This window comes from Shewanella algidipiscicola, assembly GCF_900380485.1.
Classification (GTDB): Bacteria; Pseudomonadota; Gammaproteobacteria; order Enterobacterales; family Shewanellaceae; genus Shewanella; species Shewanella algidipiscicola.
In genome coordinates, this window is sequence record NZ_OXJV01000011.1 from 1 (window position 1) to 1,146 (window position 1,146).

A 1,146-nucleotide genomic window follows, 5' to 3' on the forward strand; every position below is an offset into this window, starting at 1 on the left:
GAATTATTAAATTATGACGAGAAGCTAAGGGAAACGCTGAGTACAAAAAGGGTGAGGATTTGGCTTAGGGTTTTACTTTTACTTTTACTTTTTTAATAACTCTTGAACAACAGAGCGAGTGCATAATAACAGCCTTTGCAGACTTTGCACGCTTTATTTTTGCGACTCCTTTGGTGATTTAGGCTGGATTTTAGCTAATGTGATAGCAATCATCATCTTAAGCCTCAATCTTTTGCCATTTTATTTTTACGCTGTTATCTCGTAATCGGCATGTAGCCGATGCTCTGCTCTTAAAGTGATATGGATTTTGAGGTCTGCATAAGCATCAAAAAATGCGTAACACTACTGAGGAGAAAGTAGAGGTTAAAAACGACGATGGCCATATTCCTCAGCCTAAAGCCCAACAACAGACTTAGCAATGGCCAAGCCTAAGCACCAGTAGTTAGCAAAAATATTAAGCAACTTGCTACCGCTCGTGTGTCGTTCCCAAACTTGATGCTTATATGCGGTAATATACGAGTCGGATCAAGGGAGTAAATGACCGCAGCGATAGGTGTTGTAATGTATATTAGATGAGCTTAGAACAGTCGCAAGCGCCAGGAGGAATGAGGGTAAGTGCGTATAAAATGACAGTCTATCGATAAGGAATTATCGATAGTGAGCGTTGATGATATTACAGAGACAAAAAAGGCGACCTAAGGTCGCCTTTTGTTCGCAGTTAAGCGGGGTAATGTAGCTGCTTATGCAGGAACTACGTTAGCCGCTTGAAGGCCTTTTTGACCTTGCTCAACTTCGAAAGAAACTTTTTGGCCTTCTTCTAGGGTCTTGAAACCGTCAGAAGCGATAGCACGGAAATGAACGAACACGTCAGCGCCGCCATTTTCTTGAGAGATAAAGCCAAAACCTTTATCTTCGTTAAACCATTTTACAGTACCAGTAGTTGTATTAGACATTGTGTGTCCCTTATTTAAATTCATTAAAAAGTATCGCGATAGAGCGATGTGCTGAGTAGCTGAATTATTAAATTATGACGAGAAGCTAAGGGAAACGCTGAGTACAAAAAGGGTGAGGATTTGGCTTAGGGTTTTACTTTTACTTTTACTTTTTTAATAACTCTTGAACAACAGAGCGAGTGCATAATAACAG

General features: G+C 40.1%; 1 protein-coding gene. It reads right to left on the reverse strand.

The features are described 5' to 3' along the window. Positions 1-740: 740 nt before the first annotated feature. Complete coding sequence (gene cspE, locus DN599_RS07430) at positions 741-953, reverse strand: transcription antiterminator/RNA stability regulator CspE (RefSeq protein ID WP_110456523.1); 213 nt, start codon at positions 951-953, stop codon at positions 741-743. Between the last annotated feature and the right edge of the window lie 193 nt (positions 954-1,146).

Bases quoted from the DNA above. Each gene is read 5' to 3' on its own strand.
- cspE (WP_110456523.1), bottom strand. From the start codon at position 953: ATGTCTAATACAACTACTGGTACTGTAAAATGGTTTAACGAAGATAAA.